We start from the raw sequence: 25,445 nt of genomic DNA on the forward strand, positions 1-25,445 counted from the left end.
CACTGGGAAAGCGTTACGCATTGAGCTTGCAAGGTGCCTGGAGAATCCGGGGAGATTCGACGCGCTCCAAAGGCGACTTTCTCAGCGCATGAAGCGGGCTTGCCCATGCCCGCATCGAGCCGGCTTGGTGACTGCTCGTCGGCCCATCGAAAACCCACTCAAGATCGCCTCCTTCAAGCCGATGGAATAGAGGTGCCGACTGGCTTCAAGCAGTTCATTAACAAGGGGCAAAGTGCTAGCATCGGCCGCCGCGCAATGCACCCCGGGCATCAACATAACCGTCGTCTTTCCCAATGCTTTTTTCATCTTTCGGACTTTATGCGATTCTTCCTAGATCCCCAGCGAGATATTGATGCCGCGCTGCTACGTTATCGTCGACTGTTCGGCGTGTTGGCTCTGTTCAGCGGGGTGATCAACCTGCTGATGCTGGTCCCGTCCATCTATATGATGCAGGTTTTCGACCGCGTCCTGACCAGCCGCAATGAAACCACGCTGTTGATGCTGAGCCTGATCCTGCTCGGGTTCTTTGCCCTTGGCTGTGTGCTGGAGTGGGTGCGCGGCCAGGTGATGATCAAGATGAGCGCCGGCCTGGACACTCAGTTGGGCGAGCGGGTATTCGATGCGGCGTTCGAGCGTAGCCTGAAGGAGCACAGCTCCAACCCGGCCCAGGTGCTGAGCGATTTGAACAGCATCCGGCAGTTCGTCACCGGTCCGGCGCTGATTGCCATCTTCGATGCGCCGTGGCTGCCGATCTATGTCATCGCGACGTTCCTGTTCCATCCCTGGCTTGGGGTGTTCACGGTCATCGGCTCACTGATCCTTGCCGGGCTGGGCGTCTGGAACGAGCTGACCACGCGCAAAAGCATGAGCGAAGCCAACCGTTTGTCCGTGGCGTCTTCCAGCTACGTGAACAGCACCTTGCAGAACGCCGAGGTGATTCAGGCGATGGGCATGCTCGCGCCCTTGCGCCAGCGCTGGTTCAACGTACAGCAGCGGGTCATTACCGAGCAGGGTGAGGCCAGTGACCGCAGCTCGCGGATCGCTGCGCTGTCACGCTTTGTGCGCATGACCTGGCAATCGCTGGCCCTTGGCCTGGGGGCCATCCTGGTGATCGAGAACCAGATTTCCGCCGGGGTGATGATCGCCGTGTCGGTATTGCTGGGACGAGCCATGGCGCCGGCCGAAGCGCTGATCGGTTCGTGGAAGCAGATGGGGAACGCCAAGAGCAGCTACGAACGCTTGAACCGCCTGCTCAACGAATTCCCCAAGGCCGCGCCAGGCATGCCCCTGCCGGCGCCGACCGGGGCCCTGAGCATCGACCGCCTGGTGATCATCCCGCCGGGCATGCACAAGCCCGCGGTCAACGGTGTGACCATTAGCCTGGCCAAGGGCGAAGTACTGGCGATCATCGGTCCGAGCGCGTCAGGCAAGTCTTCCCTGGCACGCGCCATGGTCGGCATCTGGACCGCCAGGCAGGGTTCGGTACGCCTGGACAGCGCCGAGGTCGGCCAGTGGTCGCGTGCAGCCCTCGGCCCGCACTTGGGTTACCTGCCCCAGGACATCGAGCTGTTCGATGGCAGCATCGCCGAAAACATCGCGCGCTTCGGCGAGGTGGATGCAGGCAAGGTCATCGCAGCGGCGCAGCTGGCCGGTATCAACGAGATGATCCTGCACTTCCCCAAAGGCTATGACACCTTGCTCGGGACTGGCGGACTGGGGTTGTCCGGCGGCCAGAAGCAGCGCATCGGCCTGGCCCGCGCGTTGTATGGCCAGCCGGCGCTGGTGGTGCTCGACGAGCCCAACTCCAACCTCGACGATGCCGGTGAAGCTGCGCTGGTGCAGGCCGTGCGCAAGCTCAAGGCCGAAGGCTGCACCGTGGTGCTGGTCACCCACAGGCCGAGCATTCTCGGCGCGGTCGACAAGCTGTTGTTCCTCAAGGACGGCGTACAAACCCTGTTCGGCCCGCGTGACCAGGTGCTCAAGACCCTGGTGCCTGCGACACCGGCAAAAGCCGTCGAACCCCGCAATCAAGAAGCCTGAGGCGTCAATGCAACCCAGTTCGAGCGACATTTCGACCCCCGAGAACAAGCCCGATGCGGATGCCGCGGGCATTGCCAGGATCGGCGTGTGGTTTTTGCTCCTGAGCCTCGGCGGGTTCCTGCTCTGGGCCTGCCTGGCGCCGCTTGACCGCGGCGTGGTCGGTAGCGGCACAGTGGTGGTTTCCGGCGAGCGCAAGACCGTGCAGTCGCGCAATGGCGGCACGATCGACAACATCCTGGTACGTGAAGGCGACCAGGTGCAGCAGGGGCAAGTGGTGATGCAGCTCAATACCGTCCAGGCCAAGTCGCAACTGGATGTCGCCCTGGGCCAGTGGCTCGGCGCCCGCGCGGTCGAGGATCGGCTGACGGCCGAACGCCTGAACCGCGACACAGTGCAGTGGTCCGAGGCATTGCTGGCCCGCGCCAGTGACCCGCGCGCCGTCGCGGCGATGGAGCTGCAAGGCTATCTGTTCGCCACCCGCCGTGCCGAACTGGCCAGCCGCATGCAAATCAGCCGGCACGAAATAGCCTCGCTCAAAGAACAGCTCCAGGGCTTCGAAGAGATCAAGCGCAACCACGCCGTACAGCTGCAATTCCAGGAGCAGGCGCTCAAGGGGCTGCGGGAACTGGCCCGTGAAGGTTATCTGCCACGCAACCGGCTGTTCGAAGCGGAAAGCAGTGCGGCGCAGCTGGGCGCCCAATTGGCTTCGAGCGTTTCCGATATCGGCCGCACGCGCCAGGCGATCAATGAAAGCGAGCTCAAGGCGCTGCAACAGGGGCAGGTCTTTCGCAGCGACGCCGAGTCGCAATTGACCCAGGTCGTGGCTCAGACCTCGAGCCTGATCGACCAGATCAAGTCGTTGGAATTCGAAGTCAACAGCGCCGCCATCGTCGCGCCCGTCACCGGCCAGGTGATGGGCATGACCGTACACACCGTCGGCGGCGTCGCACCCGCGGGCCAGCGCCTGATGGACATTGTCCCGCAAGGCTCCAGTTGGGTGGTCAAGGCGCAATTCCCGCCGATGATGGCTGACCGGCTCAAACCGGAGCTGCCGGTCGATCTGCGTTTCGGTTCGTTGCAACGGGTCCACACCCCGGTGATCGTCGGCAAGGTGCTCACGGTGTCGGCCGACCAGTTGATCGACGAACACACCGGTTCGCCCTACTTTTCGGTGGAGGTTTCGGTCAGCCCCGAGGCGATCATCCATCTGCGCGAGCTGGGCCTGGATGTCAAGCCAGGCATGCAGGCCGAAGTACTGGTCAAGACCGGCGAACGCACCCTTGCCAACTACTTGATGCAGCCGGTGACCGAACGTATGGCCGGCGCTTTCAAGGAAGAATGACCGTGTCCGTACGCATCGCCTTGCTACTCTCCGTGTTTTGCTCGTGCCGGCTGCTGGCGGCTGAAGCGCCGTTGTCACTGGTCGCCCTCTACGACGCCTCGCGACTCAACGATGCGACCTACCAGGTTGCCAATCATGACTTCGAGGCATCGCGCCAGGAAGAGGCTATCGGCCGCAGCGGCTTGCTGCCGCAGGTCGCCATCAACTCACGCTACGGCCAGGGCGGCCAGTTCGAAAAACAGTCCCGGGCCAATAGCCAGGAGGATCAATACGCTTCCGACAGCATTGCTCTGTCGGTCATCCAGCCGCTGTTCGACAAAGGCCGCTGGGCCTCCTACGAGCAGGCCAAGGCGCGCGGGCAGTTGGGCGAAGTCCAGCACGAAGGCGCCGACCAGCAGCTGTTCGATCGCGTGGTGCAGGCCTATTTCGATCTCGCCCAGGTGGAAAACGAGCTCAAGCTGACGACCCAGCAGAAAGCCTCGGTCGAAGAACTGGCCAAGCAATCCCGGCGCCTGTTCGAAGCCGGTGAAGGCAGCATCACCGACCTTGAAGAAGCGCAAGCCCGGCTCGATTCTATCCGCGCCCAGGAAATCCAGTTGCAGGCCCAGCATCGTGCGGCCCTGCGCAAGCTGGCGGGTCGCGCCGGGATTACCGTCAGCGAGATCCCGCAGATGCAGGAGCAGGCACCGGCCGGCGCCTTGCTTGCCCCCGAGCAGGACCTCGACTATTGGCTGATCAAGGCCGACCAGGCCGCGTCTGCACTGGGCATCAGCCGTGCTTCGATCAAAGTGGCCGAAGCCAACCTCAAGCAGCAGAAGGCCGGGCACTACCCGACCGTGGCGCTGAGCGGCCGGCTGGCGCGGGTCGACCAGAGCGACATCAACGAAACGACCCAGCGCCAGTCGACATACTACGTGGGCGTCGTCATCGATATCCCGCTGTACCAGGGCGGCGGGGTCAGCGCTTCTTCCGAAAAAGCCCGCGCTGCCCTGGAGAGTGCCCGGTCCGGCTATGAGGTCCAGCTCCAGCAAATGAACGAGGACCTCGAGCTCAACTACCTGGGGGTGGTGGCGGGCTTCGAGAAGATCAAGGCCCTGGTGACGGCCGTGCGCTCCAGCCAGACCGCCCTGAAGTCCGCGGAAAAAGGCTATGAGGCCGGCGTGCGCTCGACGGTCGACATCCTCGACGCCCAACAGCGCCTGTTCTCCTCCAAGCGTGACCTGCTCGATACCAAGCTGGCGATGCTGCAAAGCTATGTCAACCTGCACACCCGCACCGGCCAGATGACCCGCAACGAGCTGGAAAAGGTCCAGGGGTTGTTCTGACCAACTGATCAACTGTAGGAGCGAGCTTGCTCGCGATGGTCGTTAACGATAACGCGTGTTTACTGACTAAACGCGGCGCTCTCAAGTCCATCGCGAGCAAGCTCGCTCCTACAGGTCCATCGCGAGCTCGCTCCTACACCCGGCCAGGCGCCACACTGCTGATCGCGTCCTCGAAATCCCTGACGAAGCGTGGTGTGTCGAACAGCGCCGAGTGCTCGCGGCCCTGGTCCAGACGCTCGCGCAAGCCAGGCAACAGGTCCGCCCGGGTCGCCAGTTCGACGGCACGCTCTTCGTACTCGGCCAGCGTGGTGGTGATCAGCTCCGGCAGGTCCAGCGCAGTCAGCAGGCTGCCGGCCATGCGCGAGGCAAAAGTACGTCCTGAGCGGGTCAGTACCGGCAGGCCCATCCACAGGGCATCGTTGGCCGTGGTCCCGGCGTTGAACGGATACGCGTCGAGGAACAGATCCGCGGCACTGTAGCGGGCCAGGTATTGCGCCGGTGCAACCCGTGGGGCGAACAGCAGGCGTGCCGGATCCACGCCATGCGCCTCGGCCCTGGCGCAGAGGTTTTCCTGGGCCCACTGGTTGTCGGCCAGCAGCCACAACACACTGTCGGGGGCGCGCTGCAGGATACGCATCCAGCAGTCGAACACTTCTTCGTTGAACTTGTAGTTGTTGTTGAACGAGCAAAACACGAAACGCTCTTGCGGCAAGCCGCACTCGGCGCGGGTCGGCAACGCCGCAACGGGTCGCTGGCGGTCGCTGCACTGGTAGATCTGCGCCAGGTACAGCGGTGTTTCACTGTAGTACGCCTTCTCGCTGTCGGGGATCAGGTAGCGATCGGCGATCACATAATCGATGCCCGGCAGGCCGGTCGACCCGGGAAAGCCCAGGTAGGTCATCTGCACCGCAGCCGGGCGGTATGCCGGAATGTCCGGACGGGCCCCGGACGTCAGCCCGTGCAGGTCGATGAGGATGTCGATCTCATGGTTGCGGATGCATTGCGCGGCAGCGGCGTCATCCATGGCGTCGATGCGCACGAAGTGATCCATGGCCTGCCTGACCCGCTCGCGCAGGGCCGAGCCGTCTTCGCGGCTCCAGCAAAAACCGTACACCTCGAAGCGCTGCCGATCGATCAGCTCGAACAGCTCCACCGTCAGCAACGACACCGCATGCAGGCAGAAGTCCGAAGACAGGAAGCCGATGCGCAACTTCTGGTGGCCATAGCCCTGGGCCGAAGCCAGGGCGGGTACCCGTACATTGACCCGTTCCTTGACGAAGTGCACCGCGGCGGCCAGTTGCAGGCCGGGGTCATCGCTGCCGGCGAGCAGTGCCAGGGGCGAGGACGCCTTGAGCAGGTCGCCACGGGTCAAGCCTGCCGGCGGCTCATAGACCGGCCACACGCATTGTTTCTGGCGCAGGTGCACCCAGTGCTGAATCACCTTGGGTTGATTCGGGTCGGCTTCCAGGCTGGTGCGCAGGATGGCTTCGGATTTCTGCAACTGCCGGGTTTCCTCGAACAGGCGGCCCAGGTTGTTGCAGGTCATCAGGTACAGCTCGCGGCTTTGCGTGGCGTCGACCATGCGGTCATCGAGCATCGACTGCCAGATGGCCAGGGCCTCCTGCGGTTTGTTCTGACGCTCCAGCAGCGTCCCCAGGTTGAACCACGCCTGGGCGAATTCCGGGTTCTGGGCAATGGCGGCGCGATAGGCTGCCTCTGCGGCCTCGATCTGCCCCAGTTGCGACAGCGTGGTCCCCAGGTTGAACTGGATAATGTAATTGACCGACGAATGGCAGTGCTGCAGCCAGCGCTGGTAGAGCGTCGCGACATCTTTGACGCGCTGCGCGCCATTGAGCCGGTCTGCGGTTTCGAGCAACTTCATCGGTTCCAGAGCGATACCCTCGGCCAGCTGCAGGGCTGCGGCCAGCACGACATCGAGGTTCGGGCTCTCAAGATTCTGTCTAAGCATTTGCGCGAAGTTCTCTTCCAATAAAAAAATACCGAGCTCTTTCGAGCCCGGTATCGGATCAGTCAAGGTTTACCACTGAAGCTCAGTGAATCCAAGTCTGCACGTCGGTTGCGACCAACAACTGGACGTCGCCGTCGTTGAACACGTTGTAGCTGGCGCCATCGACCGTGGTGGTCCCCGCCGCCTGCCACTGGCCACTGTCGCCAGTGATGTTGACCGTGTCGTTGTGGTCACCGTTGACGATCATCTGCACCGGTGCTGCGGCACCGCTGGCCACATCCACCTGGCCAGCCTGGCCGAGCTTGGCGACTGCCTCGGCATCGACGGTCAGTACGCTGGCCTTGCCACCATCGGCCGCCAGATCGATTGCACCCAGGGAGTGGGCTTCGACTGCCGGCGAATCCAGCTTGGTCAGGTCCAGGGACTGATTGCCATTGGCGTCGGTGCGGAACCAGACGTCGGCGATCGTATGGCTCTGGCCATCGCTGGTTTCGTAGCTGCTGTCGAGGCCGATCAGGTTGCCATGGTTGAGCTCGGCGGTCTTGGCCACATCCAGGTTGAACTGGGTGATGCCCAGCTCCTTGAGGGTGTGCATCTCGCCCTTCTCACTGACGCCATCGTTGTTCGCATCGACCCAGACTTGCAGCGCCGCGAACAGCTGGTCCGCCCCGTTGACCGCGCCGTCATGGTTGCTGTCCAGGCTGACGAGGGCCTCGAAGCCGTCCTTGGCCAACGAACCGTCCGGCAGACGGAACGAGGAACCGAACAACTCGGAGCCATCGTTGACCTGGCCATCGCCATTGAGGTCGAGCGCCAGCAGGCCGTCACCGCCAGCGGTCCAGCCGGTGGCTTCCTTGTGGCCGTCGGCATTGAGGTCGAACTTGACGCCGTTGCTCAGGTGGGTGGTCTGCACGCCATCACCGTTGAGGTCCAGGACCAGCGGCGTGGACAGGGCCAGCGCGTCGATCTGGGTGGCGCTCATCGCCTGCAGTTGCGCCGTGGTGAACGAATCAACCTGGGTCATCGACAGGTGCGACAGTTGCGCCGTGGTCAGGACTACGGCTTGCGCCGTGGTCAGGGCCGCGACTTGCGCCGTGGTCAACGCCGCCATGTCGGTGGTTTCGATCGCCACGATCTGCGCGGTGGTCAGTGCCGCTATATCGGCGGTTTCCAGGGCGCTGATCTGGGTCGGCTTGAGGGCCACGATCTGCGCCGTGGTCAGGGCCGCGACCTGGGCAGTGGTCAACGCTACCAGTTGGGCTGAAGTCAGCGCGCCGATATCCGCAGTTTCCATGGCCGCCACTTGCGTGGTGGTCAGGGCTGCGACCTGGGCGGTGGTCAGGGCCGCCACCTGGGCGGTGGTCAGGGCCACCACCTGGGCGGTGGTCAGGGCAGCCGTCTGCGCGGTGGTCAGGCTTGCAGTGTCGCTCACTGTCAGCGCGGCAATGTCCGCGGTTTCAAGTGCCGCCACCTGCGTGGTGGTCAAGGCCGCCGCTTGCGCGGTGGTCAAGGCCGCCACTTGGGCAGTGGTCAACGCCACCACCTGGGCGGTGGTCAGCGCAGCGACATCGACAGTCTGCAGAGCGCTGATCTGGGTCGCCTTCAGGGCCGCCACCTCGGCCGTGGTCAGGGCAGCGACCTGGGCAGTGGTCAACGCTACCAGTTGGGCAGAAGTCAGCGCGCCGATATCCGCAGTTTCGATGGCCGCCACTTGCGTGGTGGTCAATGCAGCCACTTGCGCCGTGGTCAGCGCTGCGACCTGGGCCGTGCTCAGTGCCACCACCTGGGCGGTGGTGAGAGCCGCCACGTCAGCGGTTTCCATGGCCGCGACCTGGGTCGCCTTCAGCGCTGCCACCTGGGCCGTGGTCAACGCCGCCACCTGGGCGGTGGTCAGGGCCACGACACTGGCAGTGGTCAATGCTCCGATATCCGCGGTTTCCATGGCCGCCACTTGCGTGGTGGTCAGGGCAGCCACTTGGGCCGGTTTCAGCGCCGCCACCTGGGCAGTGGTCAAGGCCACCACCTGGGCGGTGGTCAGGGCCGCGGCCTGCGCGGTAGTCAGGGCCGCGATGCTGGCGGTGGTCAATGCGGCGATGTCAGCGGTTTCCATGGCCGCCACTTGCGTGGTGGTCAGCGCAGCCACTTGGGCGGTGGTCAGCGCAGCGACTTGTGCCGTGGTCAGTGCCACCACCTGGGCGGTGGTGAGTGCCGCCACGTCAGCGGTTTCCAGGGCGCTGATCTGGGTCGCCTTCAGGGCCGCCACTTGGGCCGTGGTCAACGCCGCCACCTGGGCGGTGGTCAGGGCCACGACGCTGGCGGTGGTCAGCGCGGCGACATCCGCGACTTCCATGGCCGCCACTTGCGTGGTGGTCAGGGCAGCCACTTGCGCCGGTTTCAACGCGGCGACTTGTGCCGTGGTCAGTGCCACTACCTGAGCGGTAGTGAGTGCCGCCACGTCAGCGGTTTCCATGGCCGCGATCTGGGCCGTGGTCAGCGCGGCGACCTGGGCCGTGGTCAGCGCAGCCACTTGGGCCGTGGTCAGGGCCACGACGCTGGCGGTGGTCAGCGCGGCGACATCCGCGACTTCCATGGCCGCCACTTGCGTGGTGGTCAGGGCAGCCACTTGCGCCGGTTTCAGCGCGGCCACCTGAGCGGTGGTCAAGGCCACCACCTGGGCGGTGGTCAGCGCTGCGGTCTGCGCGGTGGTCAGGGCCGCGACGCTGGCGGTGGTCAATGCGGCGATGTCAGCGGTTTCCATGGCCGCCACTTGCGTGGTGGTCAGCGCAGCCACTTGGGCGGTGGTCAGCGCGGCGACTTGTGCCGTGGTCAACGCCACCACCTGGGCGGTAGTGAGCGCCGCCACGTCAGCGGTTTCCAGAGCCGCGACCTGGGTCGACTTCAGTGCCGCGACCTGCGCCGTGGTCAGTGCAGCGACCTGGGCGGTGGTCAGGGCCACGACGCTGGCGGTGGTCAGCGCACCGATATCCGCGGTTTCCATGGCCGCCACTTGCGTGGTGGTCAGGGCAGCCACTTGGGCCGGTTTCAGCGCGGCCACCTGGGCGGTGGTCAAGGCCACCACTTGGGCGGTGGTCAGGGCAGCGGTCTGCGCGGTGGTCAGGGCCGCGATGCTGGTCGCCGGCAAGGCAGCGATGTCAGCGGTTTCGATGGCCGCCACTTGCGTGGTGGTCAATGCCGCCACTTGCGCGGTGGTCAGCGCTGCGACTTGTGCCGTGGTCAACGCCACCACCTGGGCGGTGGTGAGTGCCGCCACGTCAGCGGTTTCCAGAGCGCTGATCTGGGTCGCCTTCAGGGCCGCCACCTGGGCCGTGGTCAGGGCAGCGACCTGGGCAGTGGTCAACGCTACCAGTTGGGCAGAAGTCAGCGCGCCGATATCCGCAGTTTCGATGGCCGCCACTTGCGTGGTGGTCAATGCCGCCACTTGCGCGGTGGTCAGCGCTGCGACCTGGGCCGAGCTCAGTGCCACCACCTGGGCGGTGGTGAGCGCCGCCACGTCAGCGGTTTCCATGGCCGCGACCTGGGTCGCCTTCAGGGCCGCCACCTGGGCCGTGGTCAACGCCGCCACCTGGGCGGTGGTCAGGGCCACGACACTGGCAGTGGTCAATGCACCGATATCCGCGGTTTCCATGGCCGCCACTTGCGTGGTGGTCAGGGCAGCCACTTGGGCCGGTTTCAGCGCGGCCACCTGGGCGGTGGTCAAGGCCACCACCTGAGCGGTGGTCAGGGCCGCGGTCTGCGCGGTAGTCAGGGCCGCGATGCTGGCGGTGGTCAATGCGGCGATGTCAGCGGTTTCGATGGCCGCCACTTGCGTGGTGGTCAGCGCAGCCACTTGGGCGGTGGTCAGCGCAGCGACTTGTGCCGTGGTCAGTGCCACCACCTGGGCGGTGGTGAGTGCCGCCACGTCAGCGGTTTCCAGGGCGCTGATCTGGGTCGCCTTCAGGGCCGCCACTTGGGCCGTGGTCAACGCCGCCACCTGGGCGGTGGTCAGGGCCACGACGCTGGCGGTGGTCAGCGCGGCGACATCCGCGACTTCCATGGCCGCCACTTGCGTGGTGGTCAGGGCAGCCACTTGCGCCGGTTTCAACGCGGCGACTTGTGCCGTGGTCAGTGCCACTACCTGAGCGGTAGTGAGTGCCGCCACGTCAGCGGTTTCCATGGCCGCGATCTGGGCCGTGGTCAGCGCGGCGACTTGTGCCGTGGTCAGCGCCGCCACCTGGGCGGTGGTCAGGGCCACGACGCTGGCGGTGGTCAGCGCGGCGACATCCGCGACTTCCATGGCCGCCACTTGCGTGGTGGTCAGGGCTGCCACTTGAGCCGGTTTCAGCGCGGCCACCTGAGCGGTGGTCAAGGCCACCACCTGGGCAGTGGTCAGCGCAGCCACCTGGGCGGTGGTCAGGGCCGCGACGCTGGCGGTGGTCAATGCGGCGATGTCAGCGGTTTCGATGGCCGCCACTTGCGTGGTGGTCAGGGCAGCCACCTGGGCGGTGGTCAGCGCGGCGACTTGGGCCGTGGTCAGTGCCACCACCTGGGCGGTGGTCAGCGCGGCGACATCGACAGTCTGCAGAGCGCTGATCTGGGTCGCCTTCAGTGCCGCCACCTGGGCCGTGGTCAGCGCCGCCACCTGAGCGGTGGTCAAGGCCACGACGCTGGCGGTGGTCAGTGCACCAATATCCGCGGTTTCCATGGCCGCCACTTGCGTGGTGGTCAGGGCAGCCACCTGGGCGGTGGTCAACGCTGCGACTTGTGCCGTGGTCAGTGCCACTACCTGAGCGGTAGTGAGTGCCGCCACGTCAGCGGTTTCCATGGCCGCGACCTGGGCCGTGGTCAGTGCTGCGACCTGGGCCGTGGTCAGCGCCGCCACCTGGGCGGTGGTCAGGGCCACGACGCTGGCGGTGGTCAGCGCAGCGACATCGGCGGCCTGCATGGCCGCCACTTGCGTGGTGGTCAGGGCAGCCACTTGGGCCGGTTTCAGCGCGGCCACCTGGGCAGTGGTCAATGCCACCAACTGGGCGGTGGTCAGCGCAGCGGCCTGCGCGGTGGTCAGGGCCGCGATGCTGGTCGCTGGCAAGGCAGCGATGTCAGCGGTTTCCATGGCCGCCACTTGCGTGGTGGTCAATGCAGCCACTTGGGCGGTGGTCAACGCAGCGACTTGTGCCGTGGTCAATGCCACCACCTGGGCGGTAGTGAGTGCCGCCACGTCAGCGGTTTCCAGGGCCGCGACCTGGGTCGCCTTCAGTGCCGCCACTTGCGCCGTGGTCAGCGCAGCGACCTGGGCAGTGGTCAAGGCCACGACGCCGGCGGTGGTCAATGCGCCGATATCCGCGGTTTCCATGGCCGCCACTTGCGTTGTGGTCAGGGCAGCCACCTGGGCGGTGGTCAGCGCGGCGACTTGGGCCGTGGTCAGTGCCACCACCTGGGCGGTAGTGAGTGCCGCCACGTCAGCGGTTTCCATGGCCGCGACCTGGGCCGGGGTCAGTGCGGCGACTTGTGCCGTGGTCAGCGCAGCGACCTGGGCGGTGGTCAGGGCCACAACGCTGGCGGTGGTCAACGCGGCGACATCGGCGGTCTGCATGGCCGCCACTTGCGTGGTGGTCAGAGCAGCCACTTGGGCCGGTTTCAGCGCGGCCACCTGAGCGGTGGTCAACGCCACCACCTGGGCGGTGGTCAGCGCTGCGGTCTGCGCGGTGGTCAGGGCCGCGACGCTGGCCGCTGGCAAGGCAGCGATGTCAGCGGTTTCAATGGCCGCCACTTGCGTGGTGGTCAGGGCAGCCACTTGGGCGGTGGTCAGCGCTGCGACTTGTGCCGTGGTCAATGCCACCACCTGGGCGGTGGTGAGTGCCGCCACGTCAGCGGTTTCCAGGGCGCTGATCTGGGTCGCCTTCAGGGCCGCCACTTGGGCCGTGGTCAACGCCGCCACCTGGGCAGTGGTCAGGGCCACGACGCTGGCGGTGGTCAATGCGCCGATATCCGCAGTTTCAATGGCCGCCACTTGCGTGGTGGTCAATGCCGCCACTTGGGCCGGTTTCAGCGCGGCCACTTGGGCGGTGGTCAATGCCACCACCTGGGCGGTGGTCAAGGCAGCAGTCTGCGCGGTGGTCAGGGCCGCGATGCTGGTCGCCGGCAAGGCAGCGATGTCAGCGGTTTCGATGGCCGCCACTTGCGTGGTGGTCAATGCCGCCACTTGGGCGGTGGTCAGCGCGGCGACTTGTGCCGTGGTCAACGCCACCACCTGGGCAGTGGTCAGCGCGGCGACATCGACAGTCTGCAGAGCGCTGATCTGGGTCGCCTTCAGTGCCGCCACCTGGGCCGTGGTCAGCGCCGCCACCTGAGCGGTGGTCAAGGCCACGACGCTGGCGGTGGTCAGTGCACCAATATCCGCGGTTTCCATGGCCGCCACTTGCGTGGTGGTCAGGGCAGCCACCTGAGCGGTGGTCAGCGCGGCGACTTGGGCCGTGGTCAGTGCCACCACCTGGGCGGTAGTGAGTGCCACCACGTCAGCGGTTTCCATGGCCGCGACCTGGGCCGGGGTCAACGCGGCGACTTGGGCCGTGGTCAGCGCAGCCACCTGAGCGGTGGTCAGGGCCACGATGCTGGCGGTGGTCAGCGCAGCGACATCGGCGGCCTGCATGGCCGCCACTTGCGTGGTGGTCAGTGCAGCCACTTGGGCCGGTTTCAGTGCGGCCACCTGGGCAGTGGTCAAGGCCACCACTTGGGCGGTGGTCAGGGCAGCGGTCTGCGCGGTGGTCAGGGCCGCGATGCTGGTCGCTGGCAAGGCGGCGATGTCAGCGGTTTCCATGGCCGCCACTTGCGTGGTGGTCAATGCAGCCACTTGCGCGGTGGTCAGCGCAGCCACCTGGGCGGTGCTCAGGGCCACCACTTGAGCCGTGGTCAAGGCGGCCACATCGGCGGTTTCCAGGGCCGCGACCTGGGTCGACTTCAGTGCCGCGACCTGCGCCGTGGTCAGCGCAGCGACCTGGGCAGTGGTCAGGGCCACGACGCTGGCGGTGGACAGCGCGGCGATGTCAGCGGTTTCGATGGCCGCCACTTGTGTGGTGGTCAGCGCTGCGACTTGTGTGGTTTTCAGCCCGGCCACCTGAGCGGAGGTCAATGCCACGACCTGTGCGGTGGTCAGTGCGGCGGTCTGGGCCGTAGTCAGGCTGACGAGCGAGGCGACAGGCAGCGCAGCGATATCCGCTGTTTCGAAGGCAGCGACTTGCGTCGTTGTCAGCGCAGCGATCTGCGTGGTTTTCAGTGCGGTGACCTGAGCGGTGGTCAGGGCTACGACCTGCGCGGTCGTCAGTGCCGGTACCTGCACGGTCGTAAATGCGGCAATGTTCGACGCGGTGATGACCGCGATCTGCGCAACGGTCATCTGGGCGATCTGAGCGGTGCTCAAGGCAGCAATGTCCTGGGTCGCAAGCCCAGCAATGGTGGTTGTACTCAAGGCAGCGACTTGCGCTGGGGTCAACGAAGAAATGAAGCTCATGGACGCATCCTGTATAGGGGTCATTTACGGCGCTGCCAGCGTTGTCGCCGTAGCCTTGGGCGAAAATTTGGTAGCCCTCGTGTCAATAGCGACACATTCGGTAAAAACATTAAGACTGTTTTTTGATGGCTTTTTGCCTTTTATAAATTTTCAGTTATAAAAAAACTTTGTTTTATAGGCTCAGATAGTAAAGCGACGATATCATATAGCCACTATTCGTGGATTACGCCACTCCTTGCGAGCGACCAAAGGGCACACCCTTGTGCCGCCATGACCTTGACCCTTGCCCAGCACTTCCCCTAGTGTGCGCGGGCATCCGTTGGCAGGCATTGGCCAGCGGAACATGCCCCCATTTCCCCTTTTGCCATCCGGCAAGGGCCTTGATCGAGTAACTGATTGTGAAAACCTTCCTCCATGTAGGTTGCGGTCCAAAGAGCAAGAACAGCACGACCAAGGGCTTCGCCTCGGAGCAGTGGCAGGAACTGCGCTTCGATATCGATGAGAGTGTCAACCCGGACATCGTCGGCACCATGACCGACATGTCCCAGGTCAAGGACGCTTCGGTGGATGCGCTGTTCTCCAGCCACAACATCGAGCATCTCTATCCCCATGAAGTGCCGGTAGCCCTGGCGGAGTTCAAGCGCGTCCTCAAGCCTGGCGGCTTCGTGATCATTACCTGCCCGGACCTGCAATCGGTGTGCGCCCTGGTGGCCGAAGACAAACTGACCGATGAGGCCTACCTCTCGCCGGCCGGCCCGATCGCGCCCATTGACATCCTCTACGGCCATCGCCCGGCCATGGCCAACGGCAACGTGTTCATGGCGCACCGCTGCGGCTTCACCAAGAAGGTCCTGACCGGCTCCCTGCAAGCGGCCGGCTTCGACATGGTCCTGCCGATCCAGCGTGCCCATCCGGCCTATGACCTGTGGGCGGTGGCGGCACTTGCGCCGATCTCCGAGCAGGAAGTGGTGGCGATCGCCAACCAGCATTTCCCTGCCTGAACCCTGCTGAACCGCGGGCCTGGCATGCAGGGCCCGCCTCGTCTCAGTTCCGGCAGCCTGCGCCCCTCCCCCCATCAAAGGCCATGGTGGCTTTGGCGGCAATCAGGTGGATGTTGCTGCCTGCCACCAAAGGTTGTACGTATTCGACTTCATTACCGGGATGCGCGATGGATCTGAATCTACAATCACAAACGGATAAACATCGCCCTTGGTGGCATCCCCCCAAAAAAGAAATCGCATAACTGTTAACAGGGTTCCGGAAAAAATGAGTGAACCGATCGAGCCCGACGCAGCAAGCCATGCCGCTCAACAACGTCAGCGTGCCAGCCACCTGGCCCAGGCCGTACGCCTTGAATTGCAAAAAGCATTGATCGGTCAGGACAGTGTGATCGACGACGTCCTGACGGCGCTGATCGCGGGTGGCCATGTGCTGATCGAGGGTGTACCGGGCCTGGGCAAGACCCTGCTGGTACGCGCCCTCGCCCGTTGCTTCGGCGGTGAGTTCGCGCGCATCCAGTTCACTCCGGACCTGATGCCCAGCGACGTCACCGGGCACGCGGTGTATGACTTGCAGACCGAGCAATTCAAACTGCGCAAAGGCCCGTTGTTCACCAATCTGTTGCTGGCCGACGAGATCAACCGTGCCCCGGCGAAAACCCAGGCGGCGCTGCTCGAAGCCATGCAGGAGCGGCAAGTCACCCTCGAAGGCCGCCCATTGCCCATTGCGCAACCGTTCATGGTGCTCGCCACGCAAAACCCGATCGAACAGGAAGGCACTTACCCGCTGCCGGAAGCCGAGCTGGATCGCTTCATGCTCAAGGTGCGCATGGATTATCCCGACGCCGGGCAAGAGCTGAACATGGTGCGTCAGGTCAGCCGCTCGACCCGGGCCGACATGCTTGATGTACAACCGCTGCGTGCGCTGTTGCAGGCCAAGGACGTGCTGGCCTTGCAACGCATCGCCAGCGACTTGCCACTGGACGATCAAGTGCTCGATTACGCTGTGCGCCTGGCCCGCACTACACGCAGTTGGCCGGGTCTGATCCTCGGTGCCGGACCGCGTGCCTCCATCGCGCTGGTGCGTTGCGGCCGGGCCAGGGCGCTGCTGCGCGGTGGCGAATTCGTGATTCCGGATGACATCAAGGGTTGCGCCCTGGCCGTGCTGCGCCATCGTGTGCGCATCGCGCCGGAACTGGACATCGAAGGGCTGGACGTCGATCAGGTGCTCCAGCAGTTGCTCGACCAAGTGCCTGCGCCGCGCCTGTGAAACCCTCGCGCCTGATGCTCGCCTGGCTGTTGATCCTGCTGGCCTGCGGCATTGCATCGGGCACTTTGCGGGCATTGGAGTTCGCGGTTCCGGCGAATCTCATGGCGATCAACTGGGGGTTGCTCCTGGCGCTGCTGGCCCTGGCCCTGCTGGACGCTGTTCGCGTGAAGCGCCTGCCTTCGCCCCGGCTGAAACGCCAGGTGCCCGGCAGCCTGGCGCTGGGTCGATGGAGCGAAGTGCAACTGACTGTCGAACACGATTTTACACAAGCGCTGAACATACAAGTCTTCGACCACGTACCGTCGGGCCTGAGCTTCGAAAACCTGCCGCTGACGGTCGAACTGCAACCCGGTCAGCACAGCCTGGCCGGTTATCGCCTGCGCCCGCTCAAGCGTGGCCACTTCAGCTTCGAACACTGCGAAATCAACCTGCCAAGTCCCTTGGGGCTCTGGTCTGACAGACGCTTGCTCGACCTGCCCGATGCCACCCGCGTCTACCCCGACTTCGCCCGCCTCTATGAAGGGCAGTTGCTGGCTGTGGACAACTGGCTCAGCCAGCTCGGTGTACGCCAGAAGCAACGACGGGGCCTGGGCCTGGAATTCCATCAATTGCGCGAATTTCGTGAGGGCGACAGCCTGCGCCAGATCGACTGGAAAGCCACCGCCCGTCAACGCACGCCGATTGCCCGGGAGTATCAGGACGAGCGCGACCAGCAGATCATCTTCATGCTTGATTGCGGTCGACACATGCGCAGCCAGGACGATGAGCTGTCGCACTTCGACCATGCACTCAATGCCTGTTTGCTGCTCAGCTACGTCGCCTTACGTCAGGGCGACGCGGTGGGCCTGAGTACCTTCGCCAACGAACGGCCGCGCTATCTTGCGCCGGTAAAAGGCACCAGCCATCTCAACACCTTGCTCAACACCGTCTATGACTTGAACAGCAGCCAACGCAGCGCCGACTATCAGGCCGCCGCAACGCAACTGCTGGCACGGCAAAAACGCCGGGCACTGGTGGTGCTGGTGACTAACCTGCGCGAAGAGGACGACGATGAGTTGCTCTCGGCGGTCAAGCGCCTGAGCCAGCAGCACCAAGTGCTGGTCGCAAGCCTGCGCGAAGACGTGCTCGACACTTTACGCCAGACACCGGTACAGACCTTGCCCGAGGCACTGGCCTATTGCGGGACCGTGGATTACCTGAATGCACGCGCTGAACTCCATGAACGCTTGAACGCCCATGGAGTGCCGGTGATGGATGCGCGGCCCGGTGAGCTGGGGGCCAGGTTGGTGACTCGGTACCTGGGTTGGAAAAGAACTGGACTCTGAGCCTGAGCAATCACTCACAGCCGGTTTTGCAATGATCTCAGGCCGAAGCCGGCAACGTCTGAAAACTGAAATACTGCTTCAGCGCCCCCACCAACTGCTGATATTCCGCAGGAGCCCGTTGCAGGCTGAAGCCGGCGTCATAGTGGTGAGGGGTTGCGTCTTCGTGACACCACAGGCAACAGGCCTGCAGATCGATGATCCGCTGGCCACCTTCGCTGGCGGGAATTTTCAGGCGCAGGTTGAAGTCCGCGCCGATCATCATCGGCAGCTGGCTGATCAGCATCAGCCCGTCTTCGGAGACATTGCCCAGATAGCCTATGGGTTTGCCGGTGATGCTGTTGAACACTTTCAGGAAGGACGGCAGTTGATGCCGCTCGATTCGGCGGTCGGTAAACATGTGCAATTTCGCTATACAAGGCCCTTAAGCAGAGCCGCACTACTGCTTCGGAACGGGTACGCATCAAGTCTTTGCCCGCTCTCCCCGCTCCCGGTGCGCCAGTCCTGACAGCGCTGAGTCCTGCTTGTGCCGGTCACAGGTGTTGCCCCGGTTCAGAGGCAAGGCTCTAAAGCCGGTTCCCTGGACTATAGCTCACCACCGCCGGTGATCCAGCGATCAGAAGGTTACCGCCATCAGAACTGCGTCGGTTTAACGGCCGCTGCACTGCGCGTCGGATAGTGGCCCAGGCTCTGCAGGGTTTCAATGCGGGCATGGGCGCGGTAGGCGTACTCGCTCTGTGGATAGGACGCCATGATGAACTGATAGGTCTTGGCCGCATCGATAAACATCTTCTGTCGCTCCAGGCACAGGCCGCGCATCATCGACACTTCCGGCCACACGTAAGGGCGCGCGCGGCTGTCGCGTTCGACCTTGGACAGTTCAAGCATCACCTGCTCGCAATTGCCCCGGTCGTAGGCGCTGTAGGCATTGTTCAAATGATGGTTCATCGACCAACGGGTGCAGCCCGTGACGCTGAGGGCGCTGATGGCTAGGGCGGCAATGAGCACGAATCGCATGGGGGGATCTCCTGTCTTGAACCCTGTATCGACCCGTGGTCGGAAATCTTCAGGCTGCGGATGCAAAGTTGTGGGGTTCAATAAAGAAAGCGATAAGTAGTGCATTCGAACAATGACTACAACTTCGGAGCATAGTAGCCTCACTCAGCGCTTGAACTCAGGAGTCTTTGCATGTCCGTCCGTCGTACCAAAATCGTCGCCACCCTTGGCCCGGCCAGTAACTCGCCGGAAGTTCTCGAACAGCTGATTCTGGCTGGCCTGGACGTCGCCCGCCTGAACTTCTCCCACGGCACCCCCGACGAGCACAAGGCTCGCGCGAAGCTGGTGCGTGACCTTGCCGCCAAGCACGGCCGCTTCGTCGCCCTGCTGGGTGACCTGCAAGGCCCGAAAATCCGTATCGCCAAATTCGCCAACAAGAAGATCGAGCTGAAGATCGGTGATCAGTTCACCTTCTCCACCAGCCATCCTCTGACCGAAGGCAACCAGCAAGTGGTCGGCATCGACTACCCGGACCTGGTCAAGGACTGCGGCGTGGGCGACGAGCTGCTGCTCGACGACGGTCGCGTAGTGATGCGCGTCGATACCGCCACCGCCACCGAACTGAACTGCACCGTGACCATCGGCGGCCCGCTGTCCGACCATAAAGGCATCAACCGTCGCGGTGGCGGCCTGACTGCTCCGGCCCTGACTGAAAAAGACAAGGCTGACATCAAGCTCGCTGCGGAAATGGAAGTCGACTACCTCGCGGTATCCTTCCCGCGTGACGCCGCCGACATGGAATACGCCCGTCAACTGCGCGACGAAGCCGGCGGCACTGCCTGGCTGGTGGCGAAGATCGAACGCGCCGAAGCCGTGGCCGATGACGAAACCCTCGACGGCCTGATCAAGGCGTCCGATGCTGTGATGGTTGCCCGTGGTGACCTGGGTGTGGAAATCGGCGACGCCGAACTGGTGGGCATCCAGAAGAAGATCATTCTGCATGCACGCCGCCACAACAAGGCGGTGATCGTCGCGACCCAGATGATGGAGTCGATGATCCAGAACCCGATGCCAACCCGCGCCGAAGTGTCCGACGTAGCCAACGCCGTACTCGACTACACCGACGCCGTGATGCTCTCGGCCGAAAGTGCTGCCGGCCTGTACCCGCTGGAAGCCGTTCAGGCCATGGCGCGTATCTGCGTCGGAGCCGAAAAGCACCCGACCAGCAAGACCTCCAGCCACCGCATCGGCAAAGAGTTCGAGCGCTGCGACGAAAGCATCGCACTGGCGACCATGTACACCGCCAACCACTTCCCGGGCGTGAAGGCGATCATCGCCCTGACCGAAAGTGGCTACACCCCGCTGATCATGTCGCGTATCCGTTCCTCGGTGCCGATCTACGCGTTCACCCCACACCGCGAAGCCCAGGCTCGCGCGGCGATGTTCCGTGGCGTGTACACCATCCCGTTCGATCCAGCCTCGCTGGCGCCGAACGAAGTCAGCCAGAAGGCGATCGACGAGCTGGTCAAGCGCGGCGTGGTCGAGAAAGGCGACTGGGTCATCCTGACCAAGGGCGACAGCTACCACACCACCGGCGGCACCAACGGCATGAAGATCCTGCACGTTGGCGATCCGATGGTCTGAGTGACCGCTTGCTGAAAAACAAAAGCCCCGCCATGTGAATGGCGGGGCTTTTTGCATTCTGATCCAATAGTTGTGTTGTACAGGCCGGCCTCATCGCGAGCAAGCTCGCTCCTACAAGGGATTTGTGGTGATCCAGTGATTTGCTGACAACGCCGACCATTGTGGGAGCGAGCTTGCTCGCGATAGGGCCCGCCCAGCCACCACAAATTTCAATGCCTGTTGATAAACCCCGACAGCGCCGCCAACGCCTCCGGCGAACGCAGCCGCTGGGTGAACACCCCCCCCTCCTCTTCTATTGCATTGCGCAACAGCTCCCGGTCCGGCGCTCTCATCAATTGCTTGCTGATGCGCACCGCTTCCGGCGGCAGCGACTCAAAGCGCAAGGCCATCTCCCGCCCCTTGGCCAGGGCCTCTTCGCCACTGCCCAAGGCTTCATTGGCAATGCCCCACGCAGCCGCCTGTTCACCGCTGAAGCCCTCGCCCAGCAGCAACAACTCCGCCGCTTTAGCCTGCCCGAGCAAACGCGGCAGGATCAGGCTGGAACCGAACTCAGGGCACAAACCAAGGTTGACGAACGGCATGCGCAACCGCGCATCACGGCTGACATAGACCAGATCGCAATGCAGCAGCATCGTCGTACCAATGCCCACCGCCGCCCCCGCCACGGCAGCGACCACCGGTTTACGGCATTCGAGCAAGTTGAGCATGAACTGGAACACCGGGCTGTCGAGGCCGCTCGGCGGTTGCTGGATGAAATCGGCGATATCGTTGCCGGCGGTGAAGCATTCGGCGGAACCGGTGATCAGCACGGCGTTGATCCCGGGGTCGCCGTCGGCCTGTTTCAACGCCTCGGCCAAGCGGCTGTACATGGCGCGGGTCAGGGCATTTTTCTTGTCCGGGCGATTCAGGCGCAGGGTCAACAGGCCGCGTTCGCGTTCAACTTGGATGGCATCGGTCATGGCAGGTCTCGCGTCTGAAAAGTCAGCGCTCAACCACGGGGCAAGAACACATCGGCCAGCAGTTGATTGCGCGGCAATCCCATCAGGTACAGGCGCCGGGCGAAGACGTCGACACTGTCGGGGGCTCCGCAGAGTAAGGCCAGGGTTTGCCGGGAAACAAGCCGCAGTTGCGCCAAATCCGCTGGCAACCCGGCCGGGGTCCACAGCTCGACACTCAGGTTCGGACGGCTGGCGGCCATGGCCTGCAGTGGTTTGGCCAGATAGTGTTCATCGGCATCATGGGCCAGGTGAATGACGCGAATGGCGCCCTGGTGATCCTGACGCAGCGCTTCGCGCAACACACCAAACAATGGCCCCAGCCCGGTACCGGCCGCCATCAACCACAACGGCCGGGCGTGCCAGTCCGGATCGTAATGCAAGGCACCGCCGCGCAGTTCACCGAGACGGATCGGATCGCCGATGCGCAATTGCCTCGCCGCATCGCTGAATTCCCCGGGCTTGCGGCAATCGAGATGGAACTCCAGAAAACGGTCTTCCTGCGGCAAGCTGGCGAGGGAATACGGCCGCGCCACGTTGCCCGCCCACAACACCAGGTGCTGGCCGGCGCTATAGCGCAATGAGTGCTGCGGGATCACCCGCAAGCGCAGCACCGTGGTGCTCAGCCAATCGACGGCAGCCACTTCGGCCGGTCGGCCATCGGTTTGCGGGTCGAAGGCGTGCACCTGCAAGTCCTCGACCACCTGGCACTGGCACGCCAGGCGCCAGCCCTGTTCACGCTGCTGTGCACTCAGGGCATCGGGGCGGCTGTCGCTCGGCAGGCCCCGCACGCATTGCACCAGGCACGCATGGCAACTGCCGGCGCGGCAACTGTATGGCACCGTAACGCCGTTCTGATTCAACGCGTCGAGCAGATTGCTGCCCGTCGCCACCGACCAGTGCCGCTCGCCAACCCGCAGCTCAGGCATCGATGTTCTCCCACGCCGCCGCGCATCGGTTACGACCGTCACGCTTGGCGCGATAGAGCGCCTGATCGGCCTGTTGCAGGGCGCCATCGAGGTCGTCGCCCAACTCCAGCAGGGTCATGCCGGCGGACAGGCTGAGGTTGCGCACATTCAGACCGATCAACTCGACATCGGTGAACGCGATGCGCAGCCGCTCGCAGCACGAAGTCAAACTGTCGGCATCGCAATCGGGCAGCAGCACCACGAACTCTTCGCCGCCGTAGCGGGCCAGAACATCACCGTCGCGCAGGCACGCGGTGGCAACACCGGCAAAGGCTTGCAGGACCTGATCACCTGCGGCATGACCGTGCAGGTCGTTGATGCGCTTGAAATGGTCGAGGTCGATCAGCGCCAGGCCATGCACGACACCAGCCTCCATGGCCTTCAGCTCGCGGGAAGCCAGGCGCAGAAAATGCCGGCGATTGAACAGGCCTGTGAGCTCGTCGGTGGCCACCAGGCCTTCAAGCTGGCGCATCATTCCCCGCAGAGTGTCCTGGTGCGCCTGCAATGCAAAACGCCGCTGGCGCATACGCTTTCGCGAGGCCTGGACATGGCGGGCATACAGCACCAGCCACACCAGCACGATGAACAGCACGCAGACCTGCAACACCGCCATGGCCGGGTCGGGCAGCTGGAAGTGGTAACCCTCCCACAGCGTGATCGCAATGAAACTGAGAAACACCAGCAACGCGCAACGCACAAAGGATCGGCGCGACAAATGGAACAGGCCAAACAGCAGGATCAGGACGTAAAACACCAGAAACGCACCCCGGGCTTCGTCCAGATGGGCGATCAGCCAGGTTTGCCAGCCCAGCCCCAGCAACACTTGTGCCTCGGTCAGGCTGGGGTCGGCGAAACGCAGGTTGCAGCCGCTGTAAAACACCGCGAACAGGGTGGCCTGGCTGATCACCACCAGCGCACTGCCGATGGCGACGCTGGAAAGCGGCGCGTCGTAGTGACCAGTGAAAAATGCCAGCCAAAGCAAGAGCAAGGCCAGGGCATAGGTGCCGGCCGCAAGGGTGAAACGTTTGAGCAACAGGCGCTGGATGGCGTTTTGGGTCAATCGTTGACTCACCAAATGAAAGGAGACTGACAGAGCGTCCTACTCTACAGACCGTATGTCACTTTAGTGGCGTGGCCGATAAATGACCATTCAATTTTCGGGGTGGATAAGTGACCTCAATCGCTTGAGTCATCCCCCCCTGCAGGAGCTGGCTTGCCAGCGATGGCGTACTCGCAGGCGGTGCGGTCGTCGCCTGATCCACCGCTTTCGCTGGCAAGCCAGCTCCTACAGGGTTTTATGCATCTTATAAGACCAACGATTGACTACCGGCGCGTGTGCCCTTGGGCGAGGCGCGCTATACTGCCGCGCCTTTTTAGCGTCGCGCCAGCATGCCCGGCGTGCCTTGAAAGGTGCTTGCAACCGACCGATGCACCCAAGCTGCAAGCACCTTATTGAATGTTCCCGTCTTTTAGAGGAGCGCGACTCATGACCGTGATCAAGCAAGACGACCTGATTCAGAGCGTTGCCGACGCCCTGCAATTCATTTCCTACTACCACCCCGTGGATTTCATCCAGGCGATGCACGAGGCCTACCTGCGCGAAGAATCGCCAGCGGCCCGTGACTCCATGGCGCAAATCCTGATCAACTCGCGCATGTGCGCCACCGGCCACCGTCCGATCTGCCAGGACACCGGCATCGTCACCGTGTTTGTCCGCGTGGGCATGGACGTGCGCTGGGATGGCGCCACCATGGGCCTGGACGACATGATCAACGAGGGCGTACGTCGCGCCTACAACCTGCCGGAAAACGTCCTGCGTGCTTCGATCCTCGCCGACCCGGCGGGCGCTCGCAAGAACACCAAGGACAACACCCCGGCCGTGATCCACTACTCCATCGTTCCGGGTAACACCGTGGAAGTGGACGTGGCAGCCAAGGGCGGCGGCTCCGAGAACAAGTCGAAGATGGCCATGCTCAACCCGTCCGACTCGATCGTCGACTGGGTTCTGAAGACCGTGCCAACCATGGGCGCCGGCTGGTGCCCACCGGGCATGCTCGGCATCGGCATCGGCGGCACCGCCGAGAAAGCCGCTGTCATGGCCAAGGAAGTGTTGATGGAATCCATCGACATTCATGAGCTCAAAGCGCGTGGTCCGCAGAACCGCATTGAAGAAATGCGCCTCGAGCTGTTCGAGAAGGTCAACCAACTGGGCATCGGCGCCCAGGGCCTCGGTGGCCTGACCACCGTGCTCGACGTGAAGATCATGGACTACCCGACCCACGCCGCCTCCCTGCCGGTGTGCATGATCCCGAACTGCGCCGCCACCCGTCACGCGCACTTCGTGCTCGACGGTTCCGGCCCGGCCTCGCTGGAAGCGCCACCGCTGGACGCCTACCCGGAAATCGTCTGGGAAGCCGGCCCGTCGGCCCGTCGCGTCAACCTCGACACCCTGACCCCGGAAGACGTGCAGAGCTGGAAGCCGGGCGAAACCGTGCTGCTCAACGGCAAGATGCTCACCGGTCGCGACGCCGCGCACAAGCGCATGGTCGAGATGCTGAACAAGGGCGAAACCCTGCCGGTGGACCTCAAGGGTCGCTTCATCTACTACGTCGGCCCGGTCGATCCGGTCGGTGACGAAGTGGTTGGCCCGGCAGGTCCTACCACCGCCACGCGGATGGACAAGTTCACCCGCCAGATCCTCGAGCAGACTGGCCTGCTGGGCATGATCGGCAAGTCCGAGCGCGGCCCGACCGCGATCGAAGCGATCAAGGACAGCAAGGCCGTGTACCTGATGGCCGTCGGCGGCGCCGCTTACCTGGTCGCCCAGGCGATCAAGAAGTCCAAGGTGCTGGCGTTCGCCGAACTGGGCATGGAAGCGATCTACGAGTTCGAGGTCAAGGACATGCCGGTGACCGTTGCGGTCGACAGCAAGGGCGAGTCCGTACACATCACCGGTCCTGCCATCTGGCAGAAAAAGATCAGTGAAAGCCTGGCGGTGGAAGTGCAATAAGCACTTAAGCGGTCATAGAAAAAGCCACGCTGTCTGGACGGATAGCGTGGCTTTTTTGTTGC

Annotated in this window: 16 protein-coding genes; 8 read left to right on the top strand and 8 right to left on the bottom strand. The window is 63.8% G+C overall.

Annotation, left to right across the window (positions count from 1 at the left end):
- Window positions 1-81: 81 nt before the first annotated feature.
- Complete coding sequence (locus ACEN8Z_RS25905) at window positions 82-306, bottom strand: hypothetical protein (protein WP_495596091.1); 225 nt, start codon at window positions 304-306, stop codon at window positions 82-84.
- 12 nt (window positions 307-318) lie between these two features.
- Between ACEN8Z_RS25905 and ACEN8Z_RS25910 the strand changes: the two genes are divergently transcribed.
- The 3 genes from ACEN8Z_RS25910 to ACEN8Z_RS25920 are packed head-to-tail and all read left to right on the top strand — an operon-like array spanning window position 319 to window position 4,707.
- Entirely contained in the window at window positions 319-2,040 is a 1,722-nt protein-coding gene (locus ACEN8Z_RS25910; RefSeq protein ID WP_495596092.1) for a type I secretion system permease/ATPase, read from the top strand.
- 7 nt (window positions 2,041-2,047) lie between these two features.
- Window positions 2,048-3,382, top strand: a complete 1,335-nt coding sequence (locus tag ACEN8Z_RS25915; protein ID WP_495596093.1) for an HlyD family type I secretion periplasmic adaptor subunit — start codon at window positions 2,048-2,050, stop codon at window positions 3,380-3,382.
- Window positions 3,379-4,707 carry a TolC family outer membrane protein gene (locus tag ACEN8Z_RS25920; protein ID WP_495596094.1) on the top strand — a complete coding sequence of 443 codons (1,329 nt, stop codon included), beginning with the start codon at window positions 3,379-3,381 and terminating at the stop codon, window positions 4,705-4,707. The genes ACEN8Z_RS25915 and ACEN8Z_RS25920 overlap by 4 nt, the downstream gene beginning before the upstream one ends.
- A gap of 133 nt (window positions 4,708-4,840) precedes the next feature.
- Here ACEN8Z_RS25920 and ACEN8Z_RS25925 read toward each other — a convergent pair whose 3' ends face one another.
- Both ACEN8Z_RS25925 and ACEN8Z_RS25930 read right to left on the bottom strand, forming a co-directional pair.
- Window positions 4,841-6,676, bottom strand: a complete 1,836-nt coding sequence (locus ACEN8Z_RS25925; protein WP_495596095.1) for an O-linked N-acetylglucosamine transferase, SPINDLY family protein — start codon at window positions 6,674-6,676, stop codon at window positions 4,841-4,843.
- Window positions 6,677-6,758: 82 nt separating this feature from the next.
- On the bottom strand, window positions 6,759-14,180 hold the full coding sequence (locus ACEN8Z_RS25930; RefSeq protein WP_495596096.1) for an SPM autocatalytic domain-containing protein: 7,422 nt from the start codon (window positions 14,178-14,180) through the stop codon (window positions 6,759-6,761).
- A 398-nt stretch (window positions 14,181-14,578) separates the two neighbouring features.
- Between ACEN8Z_RS25930 and ACEN8Z_RS25935 the strand changes: the two genes are divergently transcribed.
- The 3 genes from ACEN8Z_RS25935 to ACEN8Z_RS25945 all read left to right on the top strand — a co-directional run bounded on the left by ACEN8Z_RS25935 (window position 14,579) and on the right by ACEN8Z_RS25945 (window position 17,773).
- Window positions 14,579-15,181 (top strand): class I SAM-dependent methyltransferase, encoded by a 603-nt coding sequence (locus ACEN8Z_RS25935; RefSeq protein WP_007978448.1) that lies wholly within the window; start codon window positions 14,579-14,581, stop codon window positions 15,179-15,181.
- Window positions 15,182-15,446: 265 nt separating this feature from the next.
- Complete coding sequence (locus ACEN8Z_RS25940) at window positions 15,447-16,448, top strand: AAA family ATPase (RefSeq protein ID WP_495596097.1); 1,002 nt, start codon at window positions 15,447-15,449, stop codon at window positions 16,446-16,448.
- Window positions 16,445-17,773, top strand: a complete 1,329-nt coding sequence (locus ACEN8Z_RS25945; RefSeq protein WP_495596098.1) for a DUF58 domain-containing protein — start codon at window positions 16,445-16,447, stop codon at window positions 17,771-17,773. The genes ACEN8Z_RS25940 and ACEN8Z_RS25945 overlap by 4 nt, the downstream gene beginning before the upstream one ends.
- Window positions 17,774-17,810: 37 nt before the next feature.
- Here the strand turns inward: ACEN8Z_RS25945 and ACEN8Z_RS25950 are convergent, their stop codons facing one another.
- A complete protein-coding gene (locus ACEN8Z_RS25950) occupies window positions 17,811-18,170 on the bottom strand; it encodes a PilZ domain-containing protein (RefSeq protein WP_495596099.1) in 360 nt (119 codons plus the stop codon).
- Window positions 18,171-18,403: 233 nt separating this feature from the next.
- The gene (locus ACEN8Z_RS25955) at window positions 18,404-18,787 is read right to left on the bottom strand and encodes a tetratricopeptide repeat protein (protein WP_495596100.1); all 384 of its coding nucleotides are present in this window, start codon (window positions 18,785-18,787) and stop codon (window positions 18,404-18,406) included.
- A 171-nt stretch (window positions 18,788-18,958) separates the two neighbouring features.
- On the opposite strand from ACEN8Z_RS25955, the gene pyk reads away from it, so the two are divergent.
- A complete protein-coding gene (gene pyk / locus ACEN8Z_RS25960) occupies window positions 18,959-20,410 on the top strand; it encodes a pyruvate kinase (protein ID WP_495596101.1) in 1,452 nt (483 codons plus the stop codon).
- 209 nt (window positions 20,411-20,619) lie between these two features.
- Here the strand turns inward: pyk and ACEN8Z_RS25965 are convergent, their stop codons facing one another.
- Genes ACEN8Z_RS25965 through ACEN8Z_RS25975 form a run of 3 tightly spaced genes read right to left on the bottom strand, consistent with a single transcriptional unit; the run spans window position 20,620 to window position 23,433 of the window.
- On the bottom strand, window positions 20,620-21,369 hold the full coding sequence (locus ACEN8Z_RS25965; protein WP_495596102.1) for an enoyl-CoA hydratase-related protein: 750 nt from the start codon (window positions 21,367-21,369) through the stop codon (window positions 20,620-20,622).
- A gap of 29 nt (window positions 21,370-21,398) precedes the next feature.
- Window positions 21,399-22,334, bottom strand: coding sequence for an iron-sulfur-binding ferredoxin reductase (locus tag ACEN8Z_RS25970; protein ID WP_495596103.1), 936 nt, complete (start codon window positions 22,332-22,334; stop codon window positions 21,399-21,401).
- Window positions 22,327-23,433 (bottom strand): GGDEF domain-containing protein, encoded by a 1,107-nt coding sequence (locus ACEN8Z_RS25975; RefSeq protein WP_495596104.1) that lies wholly within the window; start codon window positions 23,431-23,433, stop codon window positions 22,327-22,329. Before ACEN8Z_RS25975 ends, ACEN8Z_RS25970 begins: the two co-directional genes overlap by 8 nt.
- A 426-nt stretch (window positions 23,434-23,859) precedes the next feature.
- On the opposite strand from ACEN8Z_RS25975, the gene ACEN8Z_RS25980 reads away from it, so the two are divergent.
- Entirely contained in the window at window positions 23,860-25,383 is a 1,524-nt protein-coding gene (locus tag ACEN8Z_RS25980) for a fumarate hydratase (RefSeq protein ID WP_007986121.1), read from the top strand.
- The last annotated feature ends 62 nt before the right edge of the window (window positions 25,384-25,445 follow it).

Source organism: Pseudomonas sp. Pseusp10, from assembly GCF_059492225.1.